Here is a 22,668-nt window from a genome sequence, read left to right on the forward strand (position 1 = left end):
TTACTATTCAAATTTCGTTGTCATCGTTCCAGTTTTATATTGATTATTAGGATCGAAACGTAATAAATCTCCATAAATTAATTTATCGGAGAGTTTTAATTCTGTTTTTGCTTTTTCAATATACGGCTGACATAGCGTCATATCAGCTTCTTCACCCGTACTTCTTTTGTAGCACATATTTTTTGTATAAACATACTCTTCAGAAACAAAGCTACCATCACGCATTACCATAAGCGGGTCTTTTTCTTTAATAAATAAGTCAGTTCCAAATTCAACGGATTTATTTGTTTTAATACCAAGTAAATGAAGGAGCGTTGGTTTAATATCAATTTGACCAGATACTTTAGAAACAACTTTTCCTTCTTGACCAGGCACATGAATAATAAGAGGAACTCGTTGTAATTGCATAGAATCGAATGGTGTAATAGTATCTTTTCCTAGGAACTGTGCCATAGCTGCATTATGGTTTTCGGAAATACCATAATGATCACCATAAATGACAATAACGGAATTATCATACAGTCCTTCTTCTTTTAATTGTTTAATAAATAATTTAAGAGCTTCATCTGTGTAACGAACAGTTGGGAAGTAGCGGTTTACAACACCACTTTCTGAGTTGAATTCATCAACATATTGGTCTTCCGGATTTAGAAGAAACGGAAAATGATTTGTTAATGTAATAAATTTTGTATAGAACGGTTGCGGTAAAGATTTTAACTTTGGAATAGATTGTTCAAAGAACTGTTTATCTTTTAATCCCCAACCGACAGACATTTGTTCCGTTCCTGCGTAATCATTTAAATTAAAGTAACGATCATATCCAAGCGCAGGATACATTACATCCCGATTCCAAAACGTTTTATCATTTGAATGGAAGACGGCAGAAGAATATCCGTATTTCTTTAATTGTTCTGGTGTCGCTGTGTATTCGTTTGTTGCATGAGTAAAGAATACAGAACCACGATCTAGCGGATAAAGTGAGTTTTCAACGATAAATTCAGCATCAGAAGTTTTGCCTTGTCCAGTTTGATGATAGAAGTTATCGAAATAGAAACTATCCTTAATAAATTCATTTAAAAATGGGGTAATTTCTTTTCCATTTATTTTTTTATTAATAACAAAGCTTTGTGTAGATTCCATTGAAATTAAAATTACATTTTTACCTTTTGCAGCTCCAAATAAGTTTTTATCAACTTGTTTGTCTTTTGAGTCTGTATAGTTTTTGATTTCAGAAAATCCATCCCCACTTGCAAATACACGCTCAGCTGAAGACTTGGATTGAAGTGTAATATCAAATAGATGATATGTGTATAAACCTAAATTCTTTACGACAGTTTGACGGTCAAATGAGCGCGAGAACATTTGTGGTTTATAAATAACTGATACAACAATTTGTAGTGCTAATAAAGCTGTTACACCGCTAAAGAAAGTTCGCTTCTCTGAGCGGGAAAGTGGTGTTTTGTCGCCAAATGATGGGAATTTACGCGAAATAAACATTAAAATAATTGCATCTGCAAATAAAAGTAATGTTTTGTACGTAAAGAGTTCTTTTATACTTGTCCCTAAATCAGCCATATTGTTTGTTTGGAATAAAACCGGGAAAGTAACGAAATCGTTATAGAACCCATAAAACATTGCGTTTCCAAATAAAATAAATGACAGTATAAAACTGATTCCAATTATAATTCGGTTTCGGTGCTTAGATGCAAGTAAAGCTAAGCCGAAAAATAAAAGTAACGCAGCTAGTGGATTAATAAAAAGCATGAATTCTTCAAAGAAATTATCAATTTTAATATCAAATGCTAGCTTGTACACAATATATGTTTTAATCCATAGTAAAACGACTGCAACGAGTGCAAATCGCAGTTTTGGAAACAGATGTTGTAGCATAATATACTCCTCTCCTAAAAAGCATGACAGTTCTTGTGAGTCAGTTTGCTTAACGACTCATTTTATATATACGAACAGTCCTTTGTTATTATGATTATTATACTATGAGTATCATTATACGAAAATAAAAGAGAGTTGTGGGCTTTTTTATAATAATCGAGTAGAAAAAGAGTGGTGGGAGACAATAAAACAGAATTTCTATGTATGATAATTATCGTACGCAGAAAGAATCGCGTGATAATACGGAGGTTATAATGCGAAAATTATTATATTTTATAGCATGTAGTAGTGTTATACTTTTTACCTCACCGAGTGTGTCAATAGCTCAATATGATGCACCTCTTATGGAAGATGCACTTTATTCTGTTTTATTTCCAAAAATAAATAAAGCAATTGAAAAACAATATGGAAGTTTGAAACCGTATCAATGTCCTAAAATTATTAGTTTAAAAAAAGTGTATAGCGGTACATATTTATTTCAAGCAAGTATTGAAGTGACAAAGTATGAACGTGTTGCTGGGAAAATTGCTCCCCCATTTGAGAAGGTAACGATTACATTTAATAACGAAGAAGGCGAATGGGAAGTGAAAAAGATTTCAGTAAAGCGCTTACCAAATGATACAAAATTAAACTGTAAAAAAACAATATAAAAAATTGTTTGACAAATAAAATGGTCCTTTGGTATTGTTAATAGCAACAATTAGATGTTTGAAAATTAAATAGACTTACCTCATCTACTCTCAAAGGTAGAGGCCGCGATAGGAAAGAGTAAGCTATGGGAGATTTCATGGAATCTGTGATCATAGGCTGAAAGGGACTATTGCCGAAATATAAGAATAACCATCTTATTCATATATTGGGACTACATTGAATAAATGTAGTACTGTCATAAGATTTATTTTATGGAGAGCTATTTGGAGATGTTGATGCGGTTTCTTATTTTGAGGAGATAACAACTCGTTTATTTTTTCAATATATATTTTTCCTAATAAGAAACGCGTGTGAACATTGTTCCGCGCGTTTTTTGTCTATCTAAAAGCGTGCTGCAATGAATAGAAGATTGGGGTTATGAGTTTTAGAGGAAATAAGGGAGGAATTTAAATGTATTTACACGGCACAAGCCGAATTAATGGGCAAGGACACTTAGAAATTGGAGGGTGCGATACGACGCAGCTAGCAAAGCAATACGGAACACCACTTTATGTATACGATGAAGAGTCTATTCGAGGAAAATGCCGAGCATTTCATCGTGCTTTTAAAGAAAGTGGTTTCTCTTATCAAGTAGCATATGCAAGCAAGGCGTTCTTGTGCATGGAGATGTGCCGAGTAGCTCGTGAAGAGAATATGTCATTAGACGTTGTTTCTGGAGGAGAATTATATACTGCGCTCCAAGCAGGATTTCCAGCATCACGTATTCATTTTCATGGAAATAATAAAACAGAAGAAGAGATAGTGATGGCTCTTCAGGCGAATATCGGTTGTTTTGTCGTAGATAATTTCTTTGAATTAGAAGTTTTACACGATTTAGCGATGCAACATGGAAAGTTTGTGAACATATTAATTCGTGTAACGCCTGGAGTAGAGGCGCACACACATGAATATATTACAACAGGCCAAGATGATTCGAAATTTGGATTTGGCGTTTCAAACGGTCAAGCGATGCAGGCAATTGGATTTGCTTTACAAAAATCCAATTATAATGTGCTAGGGATTCATTCACATATCGGATCGCAAATATTTGAAACAGCTGGCTTTGTTCGAGCGATTGAAGTTCTTCGCCAATTTTTAGAAGAAGTGAGAGAGCAAACAAACTATGTAGTAAAAGTGTTAAATGTAGGCGGGGGATTTGGAATACGCTACACAGAGTCGGATACACCGTTAACTCTTGAGACATATGTGCGAGCTGTAACAAGTGCAGTGAGAGAACAATTTACTGTATGTGAATATCCATTGCCAGAAATATGGATTGAACCAGGCCGTAGCATTGTAGGTGATGCTGGGACAACAATTTATACAGTTGGGTCTGTGAAAGATATTCCTGGTATTCGGAAATATGTATCAGTCGATGGTGGAATGACAGATAATTTAAGACCTGCTTTATATAGTGCGCGTTATGAAGCAATGTTAGCGAATCGAGGGAATGATGAGAATGAGGAACTCGTTTCGATTGCGGGGAAATGTTGTGAGAGCGGAGATATGTTGATTTGGGATATTCATTTACCGAAAGTCGCTTCTGCTGATTTACTAGCAGTTTCCTGTACAGGAGCCTACGGGTACTCGATGGCGAATAATTACAATCGGATTCGAAGACCAGCCGTTGTCTTTGCAAAAGGCGGAACATCGCAAGTAGTTGTGGAACGCGAAACATATGAAAATATTATTGGGAACGATCGCATACGTATTAAAGAGCTTGTTTAAATAGAAAAAGGAGTTGTTCGGATGGGCAATTCCTTTTTTGTAAAATAAAATAATTAAAATATATCGGAAAACTAGGATTGAAAAAAATCAGAATTGTGATAAAATACAAATACAAAGCTTATCAAGAGAAGCGGAGGGAACTGGCCCGAAGAAGCTCGGCAACCTGCTTATAGAAAGCAAGGTGCTAAATCCAGCAAAATGGAATCCATTTTGAAAGATAAGGTAAAATATATTACCGAACAGTCTTTTCGAAATGGGAAAGATTTTTTTTATGAATAAAAAGGGGGGCTGTTCGCGTGGGTGTACGGGAACATTTTGATGAAGTATCCGAGAAGATTGAAGCGATGCTTGCTGATATGAAATATGGCTCAATTACAATTGTTGTGCAAGATGGAAAAGTAATTCAGTTAGAGAAAAGTGAAAAAGTACGTTTAAAGTGAAAAGCGCTGACTAGAAAAACTAGAGGCGGTTTTAACCTATTTTCATTAGGTTAAAACCGTCTTTTTGCTTTTACAGGGGGAAAAAACATGTTGACGTATGAAACGTGGGAAGAAAATGTTGTTTCGTTTTCGGAAGAAGATGAAACAAAAGGCGCGTTATCAGTATTAAATTGGGCTTATGAAGAGTATAAAGATGAAATCGTCTACGCATGTAGCTTTGGGGTCGAAGGTATGGTATTGCTGCACCTTATAAACCAAGTAAATCCATCTGCTAAAGTTGTATTTTTGGATACAAATGTTCATTTTCAAGAAACATATGAATTAATTCAAAGAGTGAGGGAACGATTTCCTTCATTGAATATTATAGAAAAGCAGCCAGAACTTACACTTGATGAACAGGCGAAGTTGCATGGTGAAAAACTGTGGGAGAGCAATCCGAATCTTTGTTGTAAGATTAGAAAAATTTTACCTTTAGAAAAATCATTAGTCGTGGAAAAAGCATGGATATCGGGCTTAAGAAGGGAACAATCAGAAACACGTAAGCATACAAAGTTTATAAATCAAGATCATCGTTTTCAATCTATTAAAGTTTGTCCACTCATTCATTGGACGTGGAAAGAAGTTTGGCGATATGTATACAAACATAGCTTGCCGTATAACCCGTTGCATGATGTTGGCTATCCAAGTATTGGGTGTGAGAAATGTACTTTACCTGTAGGGGATGGTGGCGATTCAAGAGATGGTAGATGGGCTGGGAAAGTGAAAACCGAATGTGGTCTTCATTATCAATAAGATGAATCTTGAAATAAAGCTAAGAGGGGATATAGAAAATGAGCACAGTAAACGAATTAGTAAACTGTATAGATGAGACATATGATATATCACAAATTGAAAAAGAAATTAAATTAGACAACATAGCTTTAAGTGATTTAGAACTATTGGCGACAGGTGGATATAGCCCGCTTACTGGTTTTTTGGGGAAGGAAGATTATGATTCAGTCGTAGAAACGCTTCGTTTAGCAAATGGTAGTGTGTGGAGTATACCAATTACATTACCGGTAACAGAAGAAGTCGCAGAAAGCCTGAAGACCGGAGAGGAAGTAAAGCTTGTCAACAATGGAAATATATATGGTGCTATTAAAATAGAAGATATTTTCGTACCAGATAAAGAAAAAGAAGCGTTACTTGTATATAAAACAACGGATGAGGCTCATCCAGGAGTGAAAAAATTATATGAACGACCAAACGTTTACGTTGGAGGAACTATTATTCTAACAAAACGCTTTGAAAATAATCAATTTCCTTCTTATCATTTAGACCCAATTGAAACGAGAGAAGAATTTAAAAAACGTGGGTGGAAAACAGTAGTCGGATTTCAAACGAGAAACCCGGTACATCGTGCCCATGAGTATATTCAAAAATCTGCTCTTGAAATTGTAGATGGTCTCTTTTTAAATCCACTCGTTGGAGAAACGAAATCGGATGATATTCCTGCTGATGTAAGAATGGAAAGCTATGAAGTACTCCTTCAAAACTATTATCCGAAAAATCGTGTCTTTTTAAGTGTATTTCCTGCTGCAATGCGTTACGCAGGACCAAGAGAAGCGATATTTCATGCGTTAGTAAGAAAGAATTTTGGATGTACCCACTTTATTGTAGGACGTGATCATGCCGGAGTAGGAGATTATTACGGAACATACGAAGCGCAAGAAATCTTCACGAATTTTACGATAGAAGAGTTAGGCATTACACCACTATTCTTTGAACATAGTTTTTACTGCACGAAATGTGAAGCGATGGCTTCAACAAAAACATGTCCGCACGGAAAAGAAGATCATGTTATTTTATCAGGTACGAAAGTAAGAGAATTATTAAGAAACGGTGAGATTCCGCCAAGTACATTTAGTCGTAAAGAAGTAGTAGAAGTGCTAATTAAAGGTTTAAAAAAAGAAGTAGTAACAGAATAGGGAGAGAACGAGATGGATACGAATATTACTTGGCATACAGCTTCGGTTTCAAAAGATGAGAGAAGAGTGAAGAATGGACATCACAGTTTTGTAATTTGGTTTACTGGTTTATCAGCTTCGGGTAAATCTACAGTAGCGAATGCGGTCGCTCGTAAACTGTTTGAAAAGAATATTGGAAATTATGTGCTGGATGGGGATAACATTCGCCACGGTTTAAATAAAGACTTAGGATTTTCTGAAAGTGATCGCATGGAAAATATAAGACGTATTGGCGAAGTGGCAAAGTTATTTGTAGATCAAGGAACAGTTGTCCTTACAGCATTTATTTCACCATTTCGAGTAGACCGCAAACAAGTAAGAGATTTATTAGCGGCAGATGAATTTATTGAAATTTTTGTGAAGTGTCCGATTGAAGAGTGTGAGAAACGTGATCCGAAAGGGCTTTATAAAAAGGCAAGAAAAGGTGATATTAAGGATTTCACAGGTATTGATTCGCCTTATGAAGAGCCAGAGCAAGCAGAATTAATTGTAGAAACGCACAAATATTCTATTGAAGAATGTGCAGAACAAATCGTGAAGTACTTACAAGAGCGTAGTTTTATCCCGCTATTTGCCGGGAAGTAAAATTCCTACCTCAAAGTTCGATTGGGGCAAGGAAGTTAGGTGGGGGGCGGGCTGCCCGTAAATACCCGATTGGTTAAGGCTAATAATCAGCGTGGGATGAACAAAACTCTACTGATTAAAGTTTCACTTTATATAGGGGGATTTAAAAATGAGTTATGAAAAAGTATGGGCTAACAATGAAAAACTAAATCAAACGGAGAAAAATAAATTAGAAAAAGATGGATTAGAAATTTTTAATGATATTCCTTACTATGCGGAAAATGGATTTGAATCTATTCCGAAAGAAGAGTGGGATGCCTTTAAATGGGCGGGATTGTATTTACAACGTCCAAAAGAAGCTGGTTATTTTATGATGCGGGTAAATATTCCGTCAGGGATTATTACAAATGCGCAGGCAGAAGTACTTGCTTCTATCGCTGAGGATTATGGACGTGATGTAATAGATATTACTACGAGACAGGCGATTCAGTTTCACTGGTTAGAAATTCAGCAAATACCAGATATTTTTAAAAGATTAGCAAGAGTTGGATTATCTTCAGCGGGGGCTTGTGGTGATATAACGCGGAATATTACAGGTAATCCGCTTGCTGGAATTGATGCAAATGAACTATTTGATACGACACATATTGTGAAAGAGGTATATGACTATTTCCAACATAATGAAGAGTTTTCTAATTTGCCACGTAAATTTAAAATGTCTATTAGTTCTAATATTTATAACTCAGCAAACGCAGAGATTAACTGTGTTGCATTTACACCTGCTACGAAAGAAATAGATGGTGAGAAAAAAGTTGGTTTTCATATAAAAGTAGGCGGAGGATTATCAGCCCGTCCATATTTAGCTGATGAATTAGATGTGTTCGTTTTACCAGAAGAAGTGAAGGCAGTGGCAATTGCGATTGCTACTATATTCCGTGATTTTGGATATCGTGAGAAACGTCATTTAGCCCGTTTGAAATTTCTTGTTGCGGACTGGGGAGCAGAGAAATTTAAAGAGAAACTAATAGAGTATACAGGGCCTTTACAAAGTAAAGGGGAAAGTGCACTCAAAGGATGGAATGCAGGCTATTTTTATGGTGTTCAAGACCAAAAACAAGAGGGATTAAAATATGTAGGTTTTAATGTACCGGTAGGTCGTTTACATGCAGAAGAAATGTTTGAGATTGCAAGAATCGCAAAGCAATATGGAAATGGACAAATTCGTACATGTAATTCACAAAATTTCATTATTCCGAACGTTCCTCCGGAAAATGTAAAAGGATTACTTAGTGAACCGTTGTTTGAAGCGATATCTGCAAGCCCAAAATCATTTATTGGTCATGCGGTTTCATGTACCGGTATTGAATATTGTAATCTTGCATTAGTAGAAACGAAAGAAAGATTACGAAAAATTGCAGAATACTTAGATACACAAATTGCACTCGATGTTCCAGTTCGAATTCATATGGTAGGCTGCCCGAATTCATGTGGTCAACGTCAAATTGCTGACATTGGGTTACAAGGGGTGAAAATGAAAACGAAGGAAAAGGGAATTGTTGAAGCATTTGAGATATATGTAGGTGGAACGTTGTTAGATGGCGGTGCCTACAATCAAAAGTTAAAAGGAAAAATAGATGGCGAGGATTTACCTGATGTACTCGCATCATTTATAAGTTATTTCAAAGAGAATAAATTACCAGCCGAAACATTTTATGATTTTGTAGGTCGTGTTGGTGTAGACACATTACAAATAGCGTTAAATAACGTGTTAGAAGAAGTCATAGCGTCTTAGGGGGGACAATATGGATTTATATCGATTTGAAGCTGTATTAGTGAGTGATATTGTTCCGATTGTTGTTGTTGCTCAAAGTGAAGAACAGGCATTTAAGCTTGCGGAGATTGAGCTTGAAAAACATTTTTTACCGTTGCCAGAGGTAAAAGAGATTTCTTTGTTTGAAAAAAAGAAGATTCGAAAAGGTGCAGCATTTGTTATTCATGAGTAGAGATTAGTAATACGAAAAAATAAAAACTTCCATTCTAATATACGAATGGAAGTTTCATTTTAATAGTAGAAATGAGGAGAGATGATGGGGAAGGTTTATATTGTTGGAGCGGGTCCTGGCGATCCAGATTTAATTACTGTTAAAGGGTTGAAATGTATTGAGAAGGCAGATGTTATTTTATACGATCGCCTTGTGAATAAAGAGCTGCTTTCACACGCAAAGCCTGACGCGGATTTAATTTATTGCGGGAAACTCCCGAATTATCACACGATGAAGCAAGAAACAATTAATACATTTCTTATTAAGTATGCGAAAAAAGGGAAAGTAGTAACGAGGCTTAAGGGCGGCGATCCATTTGTATTTGGTAGAGGGGGAGAAGAAGCGGAAGCATTAGCAAAGCAAGGTGTACCATTTGAAATCGTCCCAGGTATTTCATCTGGAATAGCTGCACCTGCTTATGCTGGTATTCCAGTGACGCACCGTGATGCAAGTGCAAGTTTTGCTATTGTGACTGGGCATAGGAAAGAAGGTGCTGAAGAAGAAGTGAAATGGGAAAGTTTAGCGAAAGGTGTAGAGACTTTAGCGATATATATGGGGGTTAGTAATTTGCCCTACATATGTGAGCAACTTATGAAGCATGGAAAAGATAAAAGTACGCCAGCTGCTATTATTGAGCAGGGGACGACGTCTATGCAACGTACAGTTGTTGGGACATTAGGAACAATTGTAGATGTTGCGAAAAAAGAGCGAATTCAAAATCCGAGCATGATTGTAATTGGAGAAGTTGTCCGTTTTAGAGAAAAAATCCATTGGTTTGAGAAGCAAACGGAAAATGCTTATCAAGTAAGTGGAGTGTTGTAAAATGAAAGCCGTCTTATATATATGTCATGGAAGTCGTTTGAAGACAGCGAAAGAAGAGGCGATTCAATTTATTACATCGTGTATGAGTCGTATAGAAGCGAATATTCAAGAAGTTTGTTTTTTAGAGTTAGCGAATCCTTCTATTGAAGATGGTTTTCGTACATGTGTGAAGCGTGGGGCCACGGAGATTATTGCCATCCCTGTTTTTTTATTAGCGGCAGGTCATGTGAAGAAAGATATTCCATTTGAATTGGTAAAGCTCAAGAATCAATATCCGAATGTTAAAGTGACTTATGGTAATCCGTTTGGTGTATCAGAAACACTTATCAAATCAGTATATAACGGAAGTGGTATTGAAAAGGAAGGGAAGGCTGAAGTGACCCTTCTGCTCGTTGCAAGAGGAAGTAGTGATCCTGAAGTATTACAAGATATAAAATGGATCGCCTCTTTATTTCAAGCTGAGGAGAAAATTAAAAAAGTTGAGGTTTGTTATTTAGCGGCTGCGGAGCCGAAATTTGAGAGGAAATTGAAGGAAGTTGTAGAACGGGAAGTGGAGAACATCGTTGTGCTACCTTATTTGTTATTTACAGGTTTACTTATGAAACATATTGAGAAAGAAGTGCGCCAATATGCATTGGAAGAGATTAAAATCATTCCATATTTAGGGAAGAATGAAGCGTTACAAGATATGTTAATTCAGAAAACGACGGAGTTATTGAAAGGAGATCAGTATGTATCCACTTACAGTGCGAGTTAATGAGAAACGCGTTGTTGTTATTGGTGGGGGAAAAGTTGCAGGATTTAAAATTATTCCTTTACTCAAACAAGGTGCGGATATAGTTGTGATCAGTCCAGAATTAGATGCGAATTTAGTAAAACTTGTGGAAGAAAAGAAAATTCGTTGGTATCAAAGAGAATATGAAAAAAGTGATATTAAAAATGCTTTTTTAGTTGTTGCAGCGAGTAGTGATTCAATATTAAATGAACAAGTTGCTGAAGATGCCGCAGAGAATCAATTAGTAAATGTTATTACAAATCCGGAAAGTGGTAATGTTCACTTTCCAGCAGCGATTCATCATGGTTTGCTTAATATAGCAGTTTCTACTGGGGGAGCGAGCCCAAAGCTCGCAAAAAAAATTCGAGATGAGATTGCAAATAAATATGATGAGACATATGAATCGTATTTAGATTTTTTATATGAAGTAAGGGTGAAGTTAAAAGATTTACAGTTAGAAAAGAGAGAACGAAATATATTACTCCAAGAAGTGTTGAAATCAGTATATGTGCAAAATGAGAGAGAAAGAGAAAGTTTTTTGCGAGAATTAGAGGGGAAGGTTTTAAAATAATAAAAGATAAAGTGCGCTTTACAAATATAAAAATATAATTTATAATCACAAGTAACTTCAATAGATGAAATCGATGAGCAAGAAGAGTACGTATATTTGATGCGTTCAGAGAGCTGGGGTTAGGTGGGAGCCCGGTACGATAAATTATACAGAATGGGCTTGCGAGAGGTATGTTGAACATTGTAGTAGGCAACCCGGGTTCCGCCGTTAAAAGGATAGAGTATCGGAATTATTCCTGTACTTGAACAAGTGGGATTTATCAATCCAATTGAGGTGGTACCACGGTATTTACATTACATATATCGTCCTCTACATGCATATTTGCGTGTAGGGGACTTTTTTATTTTCTAAAGGAGGTGTGCGAGTATGAAATGAAAGTGTATAATTAACAAAAGTTTAAATATTCAGAAAAGGAGAATTTATGATGAAAGAAACACAGCAATGGACGTCGAAAATAGGCTTTGTACTCGCAGCAGCCGGAGCCGCAGTAGGTCTTGGTGCGATATGGAAATTTCCATATGTTGCAGGTAATGGCGGGGGAGGTGCATTCTTCCTTGTATTTTTACTTCTAACTTTATTTATAGGTATGCCTCTTCTAATAGCGGAGTTTGTTATTGGACGTAGCACGCAAAAAGAGGCGGTTACAGCTTATAAAGTACTAGTGCCAAATAGCAAATTATATCCTTGGATTGGTCGTATGGGAGTTGTTACTTGTTTTAGTGTACTATCTTTTTATAGTGTTGTAGGTGGATGGATTTTACTTTATTTATATTATAGTGTGACAGGAAGTTTCTGGAATGGAGTAGCTGATTATGGACAATTGTTCGGTGAAACGATTTCAAATCCGTTAAGTGCGATTGGAGCGCAATTTATCTTTATGCTTTGTACGATTTTTGTTGTAAGTAAAGGTGTAGAGAAAGGTATAGAAAAGGCAAGTAAGTACATGATGCCGCTATTATTTATTTTATTTATTGCGATTATTGTTCGTGCGTTAACACTCGATGGTGCTTTTGCTGGAGTAGAGTTCTTCTTAAAACCAGATTTTTCAAAGCTTACAGCAGATACAATTTTATATGCGATGGGACAATCTTTCTTCTCGCTAACTGTAGGTGCCTCGGTAATGGTAACGTATAGTTCGTATTTGAAGAAAGAGGAACATTTAGCGAAATCGGCAACATCTATTGTAAGTTTAACTGTTTTTGTTACAGTACTTGCAGGATTAGCAATTTTCCCAGCGATTTTCGCATTAGGAGTTAAACCGACTGAAGGACCGGGATTACTGTTTATCGTCCTTCCAGCAGTATTTGCAAAAATACCATTTGGTCAATTTTTCTTTATTATGTTTTTAATTTTATTCTTCTTTGCGACTTTAACATCAGCAATTTCAATGCTTGAAATTGTAGTAGCATCTGTTGCGAAAGGTAATGAGAAGAAGCGTCCGTCAGCATCATTATTAATTGGTATTCTTATTTTTGCAGTCGGTATTCCATCAGCGTTATCATTTGGGATTATGAGTGACGTGAAAATATTTGGGAAAACATTCTTTGATTTAGTCGACTTTTCGGTAAGTAACGTATTGCTGCCGTTAGGAGTACTAGCTATTTCATTATTTGTACCAAATAAAATGAGTAAAGAGTTGTTGATGAAAGAATTAGAAGTGACGGAAACGAAGGGGAAAACGTTATTTAACATTTGGTTCTTCTTACTTCGTTATGTCATTCCGGTAACTGTAATAATTGTATTTTTAAATGTGATAGGTGTATTTAAAATGTTTGCATAAAAAAAGGCGGGGATCTCCCGTCTTTTTTTATGTTGTTGAATGTAATAGACGATTATACGCTTTATAGGCTGTGGTGACTGCGAGGAATGAACCGATTAAAAATAAAACTGATCCGCCAAATGTAAATATCCGGCCGATAAATGTCGCTCTAGCTTCTTCTATTTTTTGTTGTAATTGCGTATTCATATTGATCACCTCGTAAACTATAGGCATTTAGTTATAGTCTATGTAGAATGCCTATATTGTGTGAAGTGTAAATAAAAACCTCGGTAGGTACCGAGGTTTTTTATAATCCGATATAAGGAGATGGGTCGACTGCGTTTGTCTTGCCGACATTCCATTCTCCAAGATGAAGTTCGAAGTGTAAATGTTGTCCGTATGATTGGCCCGTGTTCCCCATAAATCCAAGCTGATCGCCTTGTTTTACAGTTTGTCCATTCGATACAGAACGGCTATTCATATGAGCATATACTGTCGTATATGTTTTTCCGTTTATACGGTGAGATAAATACACTACGTTTCCGTAACTAGATGATAATTCTGAGCGAATAACAACGCCATCTGCAGCAGCGATAATTGGAACCGTTCCCGAAGCGGCGATGTCAATTCCTTTATGGTTATCTAAAGAACGTACACCAAATCCGGAAGTTTTTGATCCAGCTGCTGGTTTGATAAAGCCACCGATGTTTGTATCATGTGGTGTTGGAGCTGCTTGAGTTGCTTGAGTAGATTTAGTAGCTTGTTGTTTGCGAGCCTCTTCTGCCTGGCGAGCTTCTTCCGCTTTACGAGCTTCTTCGGCCCGTTTTTCTTCTTCAATTGCTTTTTGCACAGCTTGACGTTGATTTTCTAAAATGCCTTTGGATTCTTCTAATCCTTCAATCTCTGAATCTACTTTTGCTACTTTCGTATGTAGATCGTTAATAAGAGTCTGTTGCTGCTGTTGGTTATTTTGTAATTCTTGTTGTTTTTGTTCTAGTTTTTGCTCAGATTCTTTCAGTTGTTGTTCTTTTTTCTCAACAGCTTCTTTTTCTGTAGTTACAGCATTTTGATCAGATGTTTGTTTTTTTACAATATCTGTATCGTTGTTTAATATTAAACTTACGGAGTACATATTATCAACAAGATCAGCAATGTTTGTAGAGTTTGTTAATACTTCTGTAATGATATTTGTACGCGGTTTTTCTTGCATAGATTGTAATCGTTGTTTAATAACTTCCTGACGTGTATCTATGTTTGTTTGTAATTGTTCTATATGTTTCTTTTTGTCAGTAATTACTTGTTGTGTTTTGCTAATTTCTTTTTTTGTATCGTTTAATTCAGCCTCGTTTTTATTAATAGAAGTAGTTAATTCATCGATTTTCTTCTGTAATTCTTGAATTTCTTTTTCTATTTGTTCTTTCTCGACTGATTTATTTTGTAAGTCACTTTGTTTGCCTTCTAATTCAGATTGAATGTTAGATAATTTATCTTGATTTGTTTCAGCGTATACGGGTGAAAGTAACGGGGAAGCAAAAATCGTTCCTGCTGCTAAAACACTAAACGCTGCAAATTTCTTTTTCATAGTTGTCTGACTCCTTTCCCTATGAATGTTATATATCATAAGAAGAAGAGTGTCTATCGTTGTAATCATAATGTAAAGAAAACTTTATAAAATTGCTAAGTTTTGTCGGAATTTATCATTTTTCAACTTTAATTGTCATAGTACTTACATTTTATTTATGGCTGTAATAAAGGTATATTTTGGGATTTATCTGTAAAATACAGGAGGAAAGTAATAGTTTTTATGGGGTGAAATAGTACTTAGAAAGCTAATAAAACACTAGTAAGGAATCGTTCTCATGTGAGGTTTTCTAACATGGGTTTATTTTTTGTCAAGAAAATTATTTGCATTCGGGCAAAGTTATTTTGTTGTCAGATTTTAAATTTTGATTTATGATTTTTAACAGGGACAAAATGTAGTGAATTGTCGAATAATATGTAATACTCTTAATTTCTTAGTTTTATAGAGATAGAATGAGAGATAGAGTGACACATCGAAGAGGGGGTTACAACAAATATGAAAAGAATAGGACTTGCATGGCAAATATTAATAGGGCTTGCGCTTGGTATTGCGGTTGGGGCGATTTTCTTTGATAATCCAGCTGTTGTGAAGTACTTACAACCAATTGGTGATATTTTCATCCGATTAATTAAAATGATCGTTGTACCGATTGTTGTAGCAAGTATTGTTGTTGGGGTTGCTGGTGTTGGCGATGTTAAAAAACTAGGTCGACTAGGCGGAAAAACAATTATTTACTTTGAAATTATTACAACAATTGCAATTATTGTTGGTCTATTAATAGCGAATATTTTCCAACCAGGAAAAGGCGTAAATATGGAGCAGTTAACAAAGACAGATATTTCGAAATATACACATACGACAGAGCAAGTACAAAGTCATTCATTTGCAGATACGTTTGTAAATATTGTTCCAACAAACATTATGAAGTCATTGGCTGACGGAGATATGCTTGCTATTATCTTCTTCTCTGTACTATTTGGTTTAGGTGTAGCAGCAATTGGTGAAAGAGGAAGACCAGTTCTTCAATTTTTCCAAGGTGTAGCTGACGCAATGTTTTATGTAACAAACCAAGTTATGAAATTTGCACCATTTGGTGTGTTTGCACTAATTGGTGTTACAGTTTCTACATTTGGTCTTGCTTCATTAATTCCATTAGGGAAATTGCTAATTGTCGTATATGGGGCAATGATCTTCTTCGTCGTAGTTGTCTTAGGACTTACAGCGAAAATATTTGGAATTAACATTTTCCAATTCTTTAAGATTTTAAAAGACGAGCTGATCTTAGCGTATTCTACAGCAAGCTCAGAAACAGTTTTACCAAAAATCATGGAGAAAATGGAGAAATTCGGTTGTCCGAAAGCAATTACATCTTTCGTTATTCCGACAGGTTATTCATTTAACTTAGATGGATCAACTTTATATCAAGCAATTGCGGCTATTTTCTTGGCGCAAATGTACGGTATTGATTTATCTATTACACAACAAATTACATTATTACTTGTATTAATGGTTACATCAAAAGGTATCGCAGGTGTACCGGGCGTATCATTCGTTGTATTATTAGCGACACTTGGTACAGTAGGTATTCCACCTGAAGGTTTAGCGTTCATTGCTGGTATTGACCGTATTTTAGATATGGCTCGTACAGCAGTTAACGTTGTAGGAAACTCTTTAGCAGCTGTAGTTATGTCTAAGTGGGAAGGTCAATATGACGCTGAAAAAGGACAAGCTTATTTAAAAGAGATTTCTGAAAAGGGTCAAGCTGCTTAATTATAATATGAACAAGCTCTCACATAATATGTGGGAGCTTTTCTGTATATAGAAGAGGAGTATACATAATGAAACGTAAATATGGTGACGGTTCTTCGTGGAAAAGACTAATAGAAAAGAGTTATAGGCTTAAGCAAGTGGAAGAGGGAATGCTCGGAATACTGGATATAAAAAAGGTGAGAGAGCCTAGTTGTAAAGAATATGATGGTAAAGAAATTTGTATTGCAAGTGATGGGTATACGTGGGTTCAATATTTCATTAATGGAAAGAACTTTGCGATTACAGCTATGTTAGATGATAGGCACAATTTAGTGCAATATTATATTGATGTGACGAAAGAATATGAAATAGACGATCGTGGTTTACCGTATTTTGATGATTTATATTTAGATGTAGTATTATTACCTAGCGGTAAGGTGTATGTATTAGATGAAGAGGAGCTAGAGGATGCTTATAAAAGTGGCGATGTCACGAAGGAAGAGTATGAGTTAGCTTGGTACACTACGAAATGGATATTAGCAGCAATAAAAAATAGTGAATTTTATTGGATTTCAATATTGGAAGAAGAAATCGAAAAGTTAAAATGATTATTGTATTCAAATTTTTGTATAATTACCAAAAAAATCTATACAAAAAATAATTGACTTTTGTTTTGTAAGCGAGTAAAGTTAGAGAAGAAATTATTATTAAAAAATAAATATGAAACCTTCTTATAAAGAGAGGCGGAGGGACTGGCCCTACGATGCCTCGGCAGCGGACTCGATTTCAGAGTGCTGTGCCAAATCCAGCAAGCATGTGCTTGAAAGATGAGAAGAGCGTTTCTTATAGATGTATAAGACCTCTTCTCATCGGAAGAGGTCTTTTGTTATTCATTAGAAAAAGGTTGAAACTAGGGAGAGATGGTACTTTGAAAGAAACGAGAGGAAATGCTTTAGCTTTATTACCACTTGGGATATTTTTGGCGCTATTTATTGGTTCTGGAATTATTACAGGTGATTTCTATAAATTGCCGATACTTGTAGCAATTTCAATTGCTGTAGGAGTCGCTTTAGTGATGAATCGTAAAGAAAGTTTTAATGTGAAAGTCGAGCGGTTCGCTAAAGGTGCAGGAAATCCGGATATTATGATTATGGTATTAATTTTTGTGCTTGCAGGTGCATTTTCTGAAACGGCTAAAGGAATGGGCGGAGTAGACTCAACTGTTAATTTAGCGTTAACTATTTTACCGCCAGGATTTATCGTAGCTGGAATCTTTGTTATTGGTGCATTTATTTCATTAGCAATGGGAACTTCAATGGGAACAATTGCAGCATTAGCGCCGATTGCTGTAGGTATTAGTGGTCAAACTGATATCTCAATTGCGCTTGCAATGGCTACTGTTGTTGGGGGAGCGATGTTTGGTGATAATTTATCATTTATTTCAGATACAACAATCGCAGCTGTTCGTTCACAAGGAACAGAAATGAAAGATAAGTTTAAAACGAATTTTTTAATTGTGTTACCAGCGGCTATTATTACAATTGTACTATTAGTAATAGTTACTTCAGGAAGTGACACGCAAATTAAAGCACATAGCTTTGATTGGATAAAGATTTTACCGTACGCAGGAGTACTTATTACAGCGCTACTTGGCTGGAATGTACTTATTGTATTAACTGGTGGAACTGTATTATCTGGTGTTATCGGTCTTATAGATGGAAGTTACACGTTAGAAAGTTTCTTTAAAAGTGTAACGACTGGAATGGGCGGTATGATGGAGTTAGTATTACTTGCTATATTAATTGGCGGTATGGTTGAATTAATCCAATATAATGGTGGTATTCAATATTTAATGAATGTATTAACACGTAATATTCGTTCGAAAAAAGGTGCAGAATTTGGTATTGCTGGTTTAGTAAGTATGACGAATATGTGTACAGCGAATAATACGATTTCGATTATCTTTACAGGCCCGCTTGCAAAAAATATTGCAGATCAATATGAAATAGACCCTCGTAAATCAGCGAGTGTATTAGATCTTTTCTCATGTTGTGTACAAGGATTAATTCCGTACGGTGCCCAAATGTTAACGGCAGCAGGATTTGCAGCGTTATCTCCGGTTGAATTGTTGCCATATGCATTTTATCCAATCTTAGTTGGAGTATGTGGGATTGTTTCTATTTTAATTGGATTTCCAAGATTTTCGAAAGTAGCTGAGAAAAAAGAGTATCATAAAACAGCTTAATTTAATATGAATGTTAGTAATTAAAAAAACGTGCAGAGAATAAACTCTGCACGTTTTTTTGCGTAAAGGGCTGAATATGACTCGGTCTTAAGTCTGAGTTAAAAACGGTTCTTAAGCTCGTTATGGAAAGATGAAAAAATAGTTAAGATAAGAGTATCAAATCGAAGGGAGGCAAGCACAAGATGAAACAATTTCTAGCGTTTATCGCAGCCGGTATTTTGGCTTTAATTGCTCTTGGTAGTCTTGCTGGTATTGTAGGATTCGCAATCGGAGCAGGAGTTGTATATTGGAGCTATAAATCATTTGTGCGAGCTAAGTCATTTTTTGGAAAGTTAGCTTGGGGTATTGTTGGTTTAATCGGTTTATCCATTGCGCTTTCTCATTCACCAGCATTAATCGGTATCGCTGCTTTAGTGGTTTTATACTACGGATACCGTGAGTGGAAAAAAGAAAAAGATGTAGTTGTTGAATCTGCTCCAGAAAGTTCTAAACCATATAGCAACTTTGAAGATGAGTGGAACAAATTAATGAAAAACTAAAACAATAAATCAAATTATAAATAAAGTAGAAGAGAGGAAGATTTATAATGAAACAATCTTTATTCGGACGTGTACGCGATGCAATTTTAGCTGATTTTCATAACGTGTTAGATGAGAAGGAAAGAAAAAATCCAATTGCGATGTTAAACCAATATTTACGTGATAGTGAGCGTGAAATAACAAAAATTGAGAAGTTAATTGAACGTCATAAAACATTAAAATCTAACTTTGCTCGTGAGCTTGAGCAAGCACGTTATTTCGTTAACAAAAGATCAAAGCAAGCTATCATTGCTCAAGAAGCAGGCGAATTACAATTGCACGAACGTGCGTTAGAAGAGGTAGCTTATTATGAAGGGCAAGTAACTCGATTAGAAGAAATGTATGCAGGTGTTGTAGAGCAAATTGATGAGTTAGAGCGTCGTCTTTCTGAAATGAAAAATAAATTAAAAGAAATGCACGCAAAGCGTATGGAACTAATGGCACGTGAAAATATGGCACATGCAAATCGTCGTATGAATACTGCGATGCATAAAATGGATGAAAATAATCCGTTCTTACGATTTGAAGAAATTGAAGATCACATTCGTGACTTAGAAACTCGTATGAATGAAGAACATGAGCGTGACACATTTGATATGAAAATTGCAAAACTTGAGCGTGAAATGAAAGAAAAGAATGATGTATCGTTAACGAAAGAGTTAACAAAATAATAGTAGTATATTATAAAACAGGCTTATGATATAGTGATAGGAGAAAAGGTGTTGGAAAGCAATGCCTTTTCTTCTATGTATATGTGACAAGAAGGGGGGAGCTGAAATGAAGAAACATTTTTCAAAGACACAATTAATGGGGATGCTCCTCATCATATTTGGATTCGGTCTTTTTCTTGATATGATACTTGGACATTTTGAACCAGGTGGTCTCATTTTTGCATTTATTATGCTTATGTTTGGAAGGCATTATCGTAAAAAGAATCGTTATGTACGGGGAAATGTATTTTTATTTGTTGGTGGTATCGTATTTTTATTCTTCTTATTTTCATCAGCAGCATTTGTTCTTGTCGTATTTGCTTGTTTAGCTTTAATTGGTTATCAATTGATTCAACAAGGGCATCAGCAAAAAGCGATGAAGGTTGAAATTAAAGAAAAAGGGATTATAGACGAAGAGAAGCAAATATATCGTACAGAACCATATTTGAAAAATATGTTTGTAGGCAATGTACGAATGATGGATCATATTTATGAACTTGAGGATATTAATGTTCAATACGGTGCTTGTGATGTGGAAATAGATTTAACTACTGCTATGATTCCAGAAGGGGAAACGGTAATTGTTATTCGGGGTGTCGTTGGTAATATTCGTTTATATGTGCCATATGATATTGAACTTTCTTTAAATCATTCTGTTATTGTCGGACGTGTGCTCTTGCCAGGTCATGAAGAGACAGGGTTTAACCGCAATGTTACATTTAGAACAGAGCAGTATAAAGAGGCTCCTCGTCGTATTAAAATTATTTCTTCGCTTGTCGTAGGCGACACGGAAGTGAGGAAAGTATAATGAAGAAACAAAAAAATATTTCGTGGATGTATATTCGTTATTCTATGTTGTCCTCAGTTAGTATCGCACTCATTTGTACAATTGTATATGTATGGAAAAGCGAGCAACAAGTGTATGATTTATTATGGAAGGAATCCATCGCTTCTGTTCCAATTGGCTTGTTTATTATGACTACAAGTTTACTTATCGGGGGAATTGTAGGATATGCAATCGGTTACTATATAGAGCAGCGTATACAAGGATTAAATACGTTTCTATTTGAAGTAGAGCGAGGGAATTTTCCGAGCGATGTTTCGTTTACTGCAGATGATGAATTTCATGAAGTGGAACGAAAAGTAATCGTTTTGGCTCGTCGATTAGAGGAGCAAGCTGGACTCTTTCAAAAAGTAACGAATGAACGAGCTCATTGGAATGAAGAGATGAGACAAGAAGCGATTTCTCAAGAAAGGCATCGTTTAGCAAGGGAGTTGCATGATTCAGTAAGTCAGCAGCTTTTCGCAATGTCGATGATGATGTCAGCGATTAATGAACAAATAACTGAATTTCCAGATGTGACAAAAAAACAATTACAACTTGTTGAAAATATGGTTGTAAATGCTCAATCAGAAATGAGAGCATTGCTCCTTCATTTACGTCCTGTACAATTGGAAGGTAAGAAACTGACAGAAGGTATAGAGGAATTATTAACGGAATTATCGCGAAAACAACATATGAAAATTGAATGGCTTATTGAGCCAATAGAATTAAAAAAAGGTGTAGAAGATCATTTATTCCGTATTGTGCAAGAAGCGTTATCAAACACGTTGCGACACGCGAAGGCAAAGAAAACAGAAGTGCGCCTTCGAAAAATTGATCAATATGCGATTTTAAAAATTATTGATGACGGCGTTGGGTTTGAAGTAGGCGTTAATAAGGCAGGTTCATATGGCCTAAGATCGATGCAAGAGCGTGTTCATGAAATTGGTGGGACACTCAAGGTGCTTAGTTTCCCGGCCAAAGGTACACAAATAGAAGTAAAAGTACCGATTATGATTGAGAGAGGGGGAGAAGTATGATAAAAGTATTGCTTGTCGATGATCATGAAATGGTTCGTATGGGTGTATCGGCATATTTATCTACACAGCCAGATATTGAAGTAGTAGGGGAAGCTGAGAATGGACGAAAAGGATCAGAATTAGCATTGCAATTAAGACCGGATATTATTTTAATGGACCTTGTTATGGATGAGATGGATGGCGTCGAAGCAACACGTGCTATTATTCAAGAATGGCCAGAAGCAAAAATTGTAGTTGTAACAAGCTTTTTAGATGACGAAAAATTGTACCCTGTTATTGAGGCTGGTGCGACCAGTTACTTATTAAAAACATCAAGAGCAAGTGATATTGCCGATGCTGTACGAGCTACTTATGATGGAGAAACAGTATTAGAGCCGAAAGTTACCGGGAAAATGATGTCCCGTATGCGTCAAAAGAAAGAGCAACCTTTGCATGATGACTTAACGGAAAGAGAGTTTGAGATTTTGTTATTAATTGCAGAGGGAAAAAGTAATCAAGAGATTGCGGACGAGTTATTTATTGCACTGAAAACGGTAAAGACACATGTGAGTAACATATTAAATAAATTGAATGTAAGTGATCGTACTCAGGCAGTTATTTATGCATTTAGGCATCAATTAACGAAGTGATAAAGTGAAGCTTTAATTGGCGGGG

23 protein-coding genes, 3 riboswitches and 1 other annotated feature are annotated in these 22,668 nt (G+C 35.8%); of the genes, 20 read left to right on the top strand and 3 right to left on the bottom strand.

The features are described from left to right. Nucleotides 1-3: 3 nt before the first annotated feature. Complete coding sequence (locus tag N2V79_RS07340; protein WP_000939084.1) at nucleotides 4-1,890, bottom strand: LTA synthase family protein; 1,887 nt, start codon at nucleotides 1,888-1,890, stop codon at nucleotides 4-6. Between the two features lie 254 nt (nucleotides 1,891-2,144). Here N2V79_RS07340 and N2V79_RS07345 point away from each other — a divergent pair, with 254 nt between their 5' ends. The 12 genes from N2V79_RS07345 to N2V79_RS07400 all read left to right on the top strand — a co-directional run bounded on the left by N2V79_RS07345 (nucleotide 2,145) and on the right by N2V79_RS07400 (nucleotide 13,308). After that, on the top strand, nucleotides 2,145-2,540 hold the full coding sequence (locus tag N2V79_RS07345; protein WP_064531938.1) for a DUF3888 domain-containing protein: 396 nt from the start codon (nucleotides 2,145-2,147) through the stop codon (nucleotides 2,538-2,540). Nucleotides 2,541-2,629: 89 nt separating this feature from the next. Further along, a riboswitch (Lysine riboswitch) is annotated at nucleotides 2,630-2,811 on the top strand. A 180-nt stretch (nucleotides 2,812-2,991) separates the two neighbouring features. Beyond that, nucleotides 2,992-4,308 carry a diaminopimelate decarboxylase gene (lysA, locus tag N2V79_RS07350; protein WP_000280643.1) on the top strand — a complete coding sequence of 439 codons (1,317 nt, stop codon included), beginning with the start codon at nucleotides 2,992-2,994 and terminating at the stop codon, nucleotides 4,306-4,308. 115 nt (nucleotides 4,309-4,423) lie between these two features. Then, nucleotides 4,424-4,532: riboswitch (SAM riboswitch) on the top strand. Nucleotides 4,533-4,604: 72 nt separating this feature from the next. Then, complete coding sequence (locus N2V79_RS07355; protein ID WP_000538896.1) at nucleotides 4,605-4,748, top strand: YezD family protein; 144 nt, start codon at nucleotides 4,605-4,607, stop codon at nucleotides 4,746-4,748. A gap of 87 nt (nucleotides 4,749-4,835) precedes the next feature. Further along, a complete protein-coding gene (locus N2V79_RS07360; RefSeq protein ID WP_000959018.1) occupies nucleotides 4,836-5,540 on the top strand; it encodes a phosphoadenylyl-sulfate reductase in 705 nt (234 codons plus the stop codon). A gap of 38 nt (nucleotides 5,541-5,578) precedes the next feature. Then, on the top strand, nucleotides 5,579-6,715 hold the full coding sequence (gene sat, locus N2V79_RS07365) for a sulfate adenylyltransferase (protein ID WP_069355299.1): 1,137 nt from the start codon (nucleotides 5,579-5,581) through the stop codon (nucleotides 6,713-6,715). 12 nt (nucleotides 6,716-6,727) lie between these two features. Then, nucleotides 6,728-7,339 carry an adenylyl-sulfate kinase gene (cysC, locus tag N2V79_RS07370; RefSeq protein WP_029441817.1) on the top strand — a complete coding sequence of 204 codons (612 nt, stop codon included), beginning with the start codon at nucleotides 6,728-6,730 and terminating at the stop codon, nucleotides 7,337-7,339. Between the two features lie 148 nt (nucleotides 7,340-7,487). Continuing rightward, the gene (locus N2V79_RS07375; RefSeq protein WP_000119611.1) at nucleotides 7,488-9,110 is read left to right on the top strand and encodes a nitrite/sulfite reductase; all 1,623 of its coding nucleotides are present in this window, start codon (nucleotides 7,488-7,490) and stop codon (nucleotides 9,108-9,110) included. A gap of 10 nt (nucleotides 9,111-9,120) precedes the next feature. Further along, nucleotides 9,121-9,321 carry a DUF3906 family protein gene (locus N2V79_RS07380; protein ID WP_000366918.1) on the top strand — a complete coding sequence of 67 codons (201 nt, stop codon included), beginning with the start codon at nucleotides 9,121-9,123 and terminating at the stop codon, nucleotides 9,319-9,321. Nucleotides 9,322-9,405: 84 nt separating this feature from the next. Further along, nucleotides 9,406-10,182, top strand: a complete 777-nt coding sequence (cobA, locus tag N2V79_RS07385; protein ID WP_069355300.1) for a uroporphyrinogen-III C-methyltransferase — start codon at nucleotides 9,406-9,408, stop codon at nucleotides 10,180-10,182. A 1-nt stretch (nucleotide 10,183) separates the two neighbouring features. Continuing rightward, complete coding sequence (locus N2V79_RS07390) at nucleotides 10,184-10,939, top strand: sirohydrochlorin chelatase (RefSeq protein WP_340719752.1); 756 nt, start codon at nucleotides 10,184-10,186, stop codon at nucleotides 10,937-10,939. Continuing rightward, nucleotides 10,914-11,528 carry an NAD(P)-binding protein gene (locus N2V79_RS07395; protein WP_053564909.1) on the top strand — a complete coding sequence of 205 codons (615 nt, stop codon included), beginning with the start codon at nucleotides 10,914-10,916 and terminating at the stop codon, nucleotides 11,526-11,528. Before N2V79_RS07390 ends, N2V79_RS07395 begins: the two co-directional genes overlap by 26 nt. A gap of 64 nt (nucleotides 11,529-11,592) precedes the next feature. Beyond that, nucleotides 11,593-11,841: a binding site (T-box leader), on the top strand. A gap of 111 nt (nucleotides 11,842-11,952) precedes the next feature. Further along, nucleotides 11,953-13,308 carry a sodium-dependent transporter gene (locus tag N2V79_RS07400; protein ID WP_053564908.1) on the top strand — a complete coding sequence of 452 codons (1,356 nt, stop codon included), beginning with the start codon at nucleotides 11,953-11,955 and terminating at the stop codon, nucleotides 13,306-13,308. A 27-nt stretch (nucleotides 13,309-13,335) separates the two neighbouring features. Here the strand turns inward: N2V79_RS07400 and N2V79_RS07405 are convergent, their stop codons facing one another. Together N2V79_RS07405 and N2V79_RS07410 are read right to left on the bottom strand one after the other, a co-directional pair. Next, nucleotides 13,336-13,494 (bottom strand): hypothetical protein, encoded by a 159-nt coding sequence (locus N2V79_RS07405; protein ID WP_001095997.1) that lies wholly within the window; start codon nucleotides 13,492-13,494, stop codon nucleotides 13,336-13,338. A 100-nt stretch (nucleotides 13,495-13,594) separates the two neighbouring features. Continuing rightward, nucleotides 13,595-14,869 (bottom strand): murein hydrolase activator EnvC family protein, encoded by a 1,275-nt coding sequence (locus N2V79_RS07410; RefSeq protein ID WP_340719753.1) that lies wholly within the window; start codon nucleotides 14,867-14,869, stop codon nucleotides 13,595-13,597. 495 nt (nucleotides 14,870-15,364) lie between these two features. On the opposite strand from N2V79_RS07410, the gene gltP reads away from it, so the two are divergent. From gltP to N2V79_RS07450, 8 genes are all read left to right on the top strand, one after another. Further along, nucleotides 15,365-16,639 (top strand): glutamate/aspartate:proton symporter GltP, encoded by a 1,275-nt coding sequence (gene gltP, locus N2V79_RS07415; RefSeq protein WP_000821126.1) that lies wholly within the window; start codon nucleotides 15,365-15,367, stop codon nucleotides 16,637-16,639. A 68-nt stretch (nucleotides 16,640-16,707) separates the two neighbouring features. After that, nucleotides 16,708-17,226 (top strand): DUF402 domain-containing protein, encoded by a 519-nt coding sequence (locus tag N2V79_RS07420; protein WP_000824654.1) that lies wholly within the window; start codon nucleotides 16,708-16,710, stop codon nucleotides 17,224-17,226. A 120-nt stretch (nucleotides 17,227-17,346) separates the two neighbouring features. Continuing rightward, a riboswitch (SAM riboswitch) is annotated at nucleotides 17,347-17,452 on the top strand. Nucleotides 17,453-17,546: 94 nt separating this feature from the next. Continuing rightward, on the top strand, nucleotides 17,547-18,863 hold the full coding sequence (locus tag N2V79_RS07425; RefSeq protein WP_064531925.1) for a Na+/H+ antiporter NhaC family protein: 1,317 nt from the start codon (nucleotides 17,547-17,549) through the stop codon (nucleotides 18,861-18,863). Between the two features lie 182 nt (nucleotides 18,864-19,045). Next, the gene (locus N2V79_RS07430; protein ID WP_000808640.1) at nucleotides 19,046-19,402 is read left to right on the top strand and encodes a lmo0954 family membrane protein; all 357 of its coding nucleotides are present in this window, start codon (nucleotides 19,046-19,048) and stop codon (nucleotides 19,400-19,402) included. A 47-nt stretch (nucleotides 19,403-19,449) separates the two neighbouring features. Then, nucleotides 19,450-20,112, top strand: coding sequence for a PspA/IM30 family protein (locus N2V79_RS07435; RefSeq protein WP_000814127.1), 663 nt, complete (start codon nucleotides 19,450-19,452; stop codon nucleotides 20,110-20,112). A 106-nt stretch (nucleotides 20,113-20,218) separates the two neighbouring features. Beyond that, nucleotides 20,219-20,959, top strand: a complete 741-nt coding sequence (liaF, locus tag N2V79_RS07440) for a cell wall-active antibiotics response protein LiaF (RefSeq protein ID WP_000716094.1) — start codon at nucleotides 20,219-20,221, stop codon at nucleotides 20,957-20,959. Beyond that, nucleotides 20,959-22,014, top strand: coding sequence for a sensor histidine kinase (locus N2V79_RS07445; protein ID WP_000744326.1), 1,056 nt, complete (start codon nucleotides 20,959-20,961; stop codon nucleotides 22,012-22,014). Before liaF ends, N2V79_RS07445 begins: the two co-directional genes overlap by 1 nt. Continuing rightward, complete coding sequence (locus N2V79_RS07450) at nucleotides 22,011-22,643, top strand: response regulator (protein ID WP_000598707.1); 633 nt, start codon at nucleotides 22,011-22,013, stop codon at nucleotides 22,641-22,643. Before N2V79_RS07445 ends, N2V79_RS07450 begins: the two co-directional genes overlap by 4 nt. Nucleotides 22,644-22,668: the final 25 nt, after the last annotated feature.

Source organism: Bacillus sp. CH_70 (assembly GCF_038007045.1).
GTDB classification, from domain to species: Bacteria; Bacillota; Bacilli; order Bacillales; family Bacillaceae_G; genus Bacillus_A; species Bacillus_A cereus.